This is a genomic window from Terrisporobacter othiniensis, assembly GCF_000808015.1.
Classification (GTDB): Bacteria; Bacillota; Clostridia; order Peptostreptococcales; family Peptostreptococcaceae; genus Terrisporobacter; species Terrisporobacter muris.
Genome location: NZ_JWHR01000064.1, coordinates 175,771 through 182,354 on the forward strand (window position 1 = coordinate 175,771; position 6,584 = coordinate 182,354).

At 28.8% G+C, this 6,584-nt stretch carries 4 protein-coding genes, 1 tRNA gene, 1 rRNA gene and 1 pseudogene; all 7 read right to left on the reverse strand.

Annotation, left to right across the window (positions count from 1 at the left end; all coding sequences use genetic code 11):
• Positions 1-23: 23 nt before the first annotated feature.
• Positions 24-1,283: pseudogene (locus QX51_RS21160) on the reverse strand (ASKHA domain-containing protein).
• On the reverse strand, positions 1,265-1,642 hold the full coding sequence (locus tag QX51_RS06800) for a 2Fe-2S iron-sulfur cluster-binding protein (protein ID WP_039679133.1): 378 nt from the start codon (positions 1,640-1,642) through the stop codon (positions 1,265-1,267). Before QX51_RS06800 ends, QX51_RS21160 begins: the two are co-directional and overlap by 19 nt.
• Positions 1,643-1,856: 214 nt before the next feature.
• Positions 1,857-2,675 (reverse strand): histidinol-phosphatase HisJ family protein, encoded by an 819-nt coding sequence (locus tag QX51_RS06805; RefSeq protein WP_052232929.1) that lies wholly within the window; start codon positions 2,673-2,675, stop codon positions 1,857-1,859.
• 329 nt (positions 2,676-3,004) lie between these two features.
• A complete protein-coding gene (locus QX51_RS06810; protein WP_039679135.1) occupies positions 3,005-4,462 on the reverse strand; it encodes an aminoacyl-histidine dipeptidase in 1,458 nt (485 codons plus the stop codon).
• A 93-nt stretch (positions 4,463-4,555) separates the two neighbouring features.
• Positions 4,556-5,968 carry a YfcC family protein gene (locus QX51_RS06815; RefSeq protein WP_052232930.1) on the reverse strand — a complete coding sequence of 471 codons (1,413 nt, stop codon included), beginning with the start codon at positions 5,966-5,968 and terminating at the stop codon, positions 4,556-4,558.
• 286 nt (positions 5,969-6,254) lie between these two features.
• A tRNA-Thr gene (locus tag QX51_RS06820) sits at positions 6,255-6,329 on the reverse strand.
• Positions 6,330-6,481: 152 nt separating this feature from the next.
• Positions 6,482-6,584 (reverse strand): 23S ribosomal RNA (locus tag QX51_RS06825); the annotation flags it as partial.

Sequence of the window (6,584 nt, forward strand, 5' to 3'; positions counted from 1 at the left end):
TCTCTTGTAACTTTAATTTTATTTTATAACATTAAAGAGTCTGTAAATATTTTGTTAAAATCTTTATGATTAGCCAACTCCACATGCTTTATTTTATCAACTAATTTATTCATATTATCATACTTATCTTTGTACAGAATAGTTTGAATAGCACCGCTACCTGCTGCATTTCCTATTATTTTAATTTTGTCACTTTCAATATTCGGTATCATTTCTATACTTTTTATGTTATCAATATCTAAATTGCTTCCAAAAGCCCCTGCCATAAGAATTTGATCTAATTTTTCTATCTTTCATTCTCTCATTAAAAGTTCTATAACTGTTCTTACTGCTGCTTTTGCCAGTTGTAAATTAGCTATATCTTCTTGTGTAATACTAACTTTTTTATTATTTTTATTATTAGAAAGTATAATCTCGTAAGATTTTCCATCTTTATTGATTCTATCTTTAATATTTTGCGATACATTATCATCAAGTTTATCTGGTTTAACAATCCTTCCTTGTGGAAGAATTATATCCTTTTCTACCAATTTACTGATTAAATTTATATAACCTGAACCACAAATCCCAATCGGATCTTCCTTATCTTCTATAGTTTTTATATTAATATCTTTATCCAAATCTATATCACAGGAATATACTGCGCCTTCACTTGCTCTCATTTCATACTTCATGTTAGCTCCCTCAAAAGCAGGACCTGCAGCAGTAGAACAAACAAGAATCTCTTCATCAGTTTTTAATGCTAATTCACAGTTAGTCCCCACATCAATAAGCAATATATTTCCTTTCATATTTTTCATATCACTACTTATTATCGCGCCTAAAGTATCTGAACCTACATAACCACCTATATTAGGAAGTAGTATAAATCTAGTATTTTCATCTAAACTAGAAAGGTTTAGTAAATCTACCTTGCCTATAATTTTATCTGAAAAAACTGAATTAAAAGGTGCTCTTGCTATTCCTTTTACACAAGCCCCCATAAGCAAGTGACTCATGGTAGTATTACCAACCATACTAACGATACTTATATCTGACTTACTTATTTTATTATTCATAAGAAGTTTTTCTATTATTTTATTAACGGTTGTTGCTATTTCCTTTTGAAGATCTTCTTTATGTTTTTCATTTTCTATTGAATAATTAATTCTAGATATTACATCTGCTCCATATTTTTTTTGTAAATTAAGATTTGATTTATTGTCTATAATTTTTCCATTAACAAAATCAATAAGATATGCTGCTACAGTAGTTGTTCCAATATCTATGGCAATTCCAAATATATCTTTTCTACTATAGGATTTATATTTTTATTACTTTTTATAATTTGACCTTTTTCAACCATATCCTTATCTTCATTAATAATTTCTATAGTTATATCCCCTAATACAGTTCTTTCACATGCCAATACTATTTTTTCATCTATTTCTTTTTCACTTAATAACTTTTTCTCATTTTCTGTTATATTACTAATTTTTCCTTCTAATAATTTAACCTTACATTTCCCACATTTGCCTTTTGAACCACAGGTTGATTCTATGGATATATTATTTTCATTTATTGCATCCATTAACCTACTTCCAGCTTCAACTTCTTTATTATAATTATCTGGTAAAACCTTTAAATTAACTTTTTTCCCCATAGATTCTTACCTTCCTTATAAATTTTATTATCTAACTTAATTCTATATTATTAGATATAAATTCACAATTTCAACTTGTACTCTAAATATTAAAAAATATATTTATTAGTATAAAATCAAAATAGAGCTTGTAATTTATCATAAATAGATAATTTACAAACTCTATTATATACTGCAAGAATATAGTAAACCTTACAATAATCCCATATGTCCATCATGCCACTATTCCTTCTCTACTTTTTTCAATACTAATATACACAGGATTTCTTTCTTTAAACATACATACATATTTGTAATCCAAAAATTCCAACATATCATAAGCTTTATAAAAATCTTTGCAAATATCTTTAGCTTGATGAGAATCTGATCCAACGGTAATAATTTCTCCACCTAATTCCTTATATCTTTGAAGAATATTCTTATTAGGATGCATAGCTTCCAAGTTATATCTTATACCAGATGTATTCAACTCTATACCTTTTCCACTTTCAATAATTGTTTTTAACAAAGCATCTAGCACATCTTTATAATCTTTATAAATCACCTTATTGTTTTCATAATTTCCGTATCTAACTATATAATCCAAATGACCATAAGTATCAAAGTTCTTAAACTCACTTACTGTTTCCAAAATACTTGTAAAATACTTTCTATAAACTTCTTCCTTACTATACCCCTCAAAAAACATAGGGTCTGGTACATTAATTTTATCCACTGTATGAGTTGAGCATAATACAAAATCAAAAGCATATTTATTAATTATATTGTTTATCTCATCTTTTAAATGCTTTTGATAGCCTACTTCTATTCCTGTATAAATATTAATGTAGTTTTTGTACTTCCACTGAAGCTCTTCAATAGATTTACAATATTTTTCAAAATCAATACTAAATCCGTCTGTATTATACTCCATATGATCAGTAAAAGTTAAATGAGTAACCCCAATATCTAGACCTCTCTTTATTACCTTTTCCATAGGATCCTTGCCATCTCTTGAAAAAGTTGTGTGCACATGATTATCCAACATGTTCATAATATCAATCTCCTTTTTATATTTTTCGTAACAATAAAAAATATTTTAATATAAAACCTTCATCTCAATAAGATTATTGTATACACTTATATAATATATATTTTTTATGCAGCTTCCATTAAGATGGTGTAAAGACTTTGTTATAGATATGTTAAAATTCGCTCAATCATGAACGGCTTCATCAGTAAAATACTTCATATCGCCAACAATATATCCTCGCTACCACTTTATTACATGGGCGCTATAAAATTTCGGATAAATCTGCGACTCAAAACTCACTTTGTTTATGTGACTCAAAAAAAGCGCCAACCTAAGTTGACGCTTTGTATTTATTTTATGTTTTTTAATATGGCAACAAGATACTTCCAAGTTCTTTCTGTTGATAATATATCTAGATGCTCATTTGGTGTATGCACATCAAATAAGTTTGGACCTATTGATATTGCTTGTGCGCCTTTTATAGCATCTAGTAATAATCCACATTCTAACCCTGCATGTATAGCTACTATTTCAGGTTTTTTACCCATTAATTCTTCATAAGTATCTACACAAATTTCCTCTAACTTAGAGTTTTTTGCGTATTCCCATTCTGGATAATCATCTATTAAATCTAATTTAACTCCTAATTGATTGCATAATAAAGTCATTCTATTATTTAAATCTTCTTTTAAACTTTTTACTGAACTTCTAGTAGCAAACTCAAATATAATCTTATCTTCATTATTAGATATAACACCTAAGTTAGTAGAACTTTCAACAAGTCCTTTAATATCCATACTCATAGTTTGAATACCTCTTGGCATTAAGTTTATTAATGAAATTATATTTTCTTTGCACTTACCATTTAATGCTTTATTAAATACTTCTTCACATTTTTCAATTTCTATTGATAAACCTGGATCAGAAGTTTTATATTCATTTTTAAATACTTGTAAAATATTTTCTATCTCATTTTCAAAATCACATTCATCATGGTTATCTATAAGCATTATACATTCTGACTCACGAGGTATGGCATTGTTTTTAAGTCCACCTTCAATAGACACTAAGTCAAAATCAATATGGCAAGTATTTGCAATGTAATTTAAAATTCTACCCATCAGTACATTCGAATTGGCTCTTTGCTTGTCTATTTCCATCCCTGAATGTCCACCAAGAAGACCTTTTACATCTATTTTGTAAGCAACCTTTTCGCCTTCAACTTCCTTATATTCTTTGTCAATTGTTACAACTGCAGTAACTCCACCTGCACAACTTACAGTAATTGTTCCTTCTTCTTCTGAATCAAGATTTATTATATATTTTCCTTCAAATAATTCACCCTTTAAGTTCATAGCACCATTCATAGTTTCTTCTTCATCAGAAGTGAAAATTACTTCTAGAGCTGGATGCTGCAAGTCATCTGATGCAAGTAAAGCAAGTCCCATAGCAACAGCTATTCCATTGTCAGCGCCTAAAGTTGTATCTGTAGCATATAAATAATCTCCATCTACTCTTAATTCTAATGGATCTTTTGTGAAATCATGTTCTTTTCCTTTATTTTTTTCACAAACCATATCCATATGTCCTTGAATTATTACAGTAGGAGCATTTTCATATGATTTAGTAGCTGGCTTTTTAATTAAAACATTTAAATTTTCATCTTGTACTACTTCCAACCCTAGTCTTTTTCCTTCATTAGCTAAATAATCACTAATTCCTTGTTCATTTCCTGATCCTCTAGGTATTTTTGATATTTCTCCAAAATAATTAAATACTAATTGTGGTTGTAAATTTTCTATTTTCATTTCAATTCTCCTTTTAATTAAAAAGATTTAAAGAGAAAACATTTTGTTTTCTCTTTGCTTATCATTATAAAATTATGTTTTCCTAACCTTTTACTATACTAACATCATAGCTATTGATAATATTATTGCTGATGATATAAATATAGCAACTAAAACTTTGCTTACAAATTTAACCCATGTAGCATAATCTACTTTTGCTATGGCAAGTGCCCCCATTATAACACCACTTGTTGGTGTTACTAAGTTAACTAAACCACTACCTGCACTAAATATAGATATTATTAGTTCAGATTTGAACCCTAAAGATACTGCTAAAGGCCCAAATATAGGCATTGATAAACCTGCTAGACCAGATGTTGATGGTATAAAGAATGATAATACCATATATATTAAGAATGCAGCTATTGTAAATACTATAGGAGACATTCCATTTAACATTGATGATGCATGATTTAGTACATAATTATCTAATCCAGTAGTACTCATCATTACAGATATACCTTTAGATACACCTATAACTAATGCAACTCCAACCATGTCAGCTGCTCCATCCATAAAAGCCCCGATTATGTCTTTTTCACCCATGCTATAAACTATACCAATTATGATTGACATTATTACAAACCACATTCCTAATTCTGAGAACCACCAGTGACCTAATGAAGATCCTGTTAAGAATGATGTATTTGCAAATATTGTTACTCCAAATTCTTCCCAAGGAATTACCGCTGCAACCATTACTAAAAATGTTAAAGCAAATAATCCAAGAACTATTTTTCTCTTAGTATTAAACTCAACCACACCTTCATTTGTGCTATTTCCTACAAATGCTTCATGTGCTTCTTGCATTTCTTTTTCTGATAATAATGATGCTTTTTTATCTTTTTGAACTTTCTTTGCATATTTCATAACAAAGTAGATTGATATTAATAATGATGATAACCATAAAGCTATACCAGTTCCTATAACTATAACTTGATTAACTTCTATACCTACTCCATTTAAAGCTCCTATACTAGTTGAAACTAAGAATGGGTTTACTGTAGAACCTAAAACTCCACATCCTGCTCCAAGTATAATTGTTCCTACTGAAACTAGTGGGTCAAATCCTGCTACTATCATAGTTGTTGTAACTAATGCAGCAAATGCTATAGTTTCTTCAGCCATACCAAAACTTGTTCCCCCTAAAGAGAATATTAACATTAGTACTGGTATTAATATTAATTCTTTACCATTTAATTTTGTAACAACAGATCCTATACCTGCATCCAGTGCTCCTGTTTTTGCTGTTACTCCTAAGAATCCACCTATTAATAAAACAAATATTGCTATATCAATAGCCTCGTTTAAACCGTTTATAGGTGCCATAACTAAATCTGAGAATTTAGCCGCTGTAACTCCAGGTATAAATTGCGTTGCTAAAGCTATTAGTGCTGTTATAATTAATAACACAGTATAAGCCGATGGCAATGTAAACGCTTTTTTCTTTTTTATTGGTGCATCCATTTTAAATCTCTCCCTTGCTGTCTTCTTCAACAAACATATCTTTATTTTTTTAGAGTTGTTTCTCTTTTTAATAGTTTTGTCGAATAATATTTTATGTTGAATAAATAATATCACACTTTTAAAAAAATATACATAGAAAATTTTTCCATTAATTTATGATAATTATATATTAAATATCACAATTTCAATAAATAATTATATGAAATAAACAATTTAAAGTAATTAAATATAATCTTACTTTTATTTTTTAACACAAAAAAACTAGACATTTGCCTAGTTTTATAATTGGAGCTGGTGATAGGAATCGAACCTACAACCTGCTGATTACAAGTCAGCTGCTCTACCGTTGAGCCACACCAGCTAATTAAATTCTATTTTGTACTAATTAGTTAATTAATACTTTCAAAACTGCTAACATTTAATGTTTTCCATTATTTATTTTTAGCAACTGAAATCTTCCTTATAAACATATAATTAAAGATTTAGTTGGCGATATAAACCTTTAGGTTTATTTTGGTCAAGTCCTCGACCTATTAGTATCAGTAAGCTACATATGTTACCACACTTCCACCTCTGACCTATCAACCATGTAGTCTTCATGGGGTCTTAACCTTGC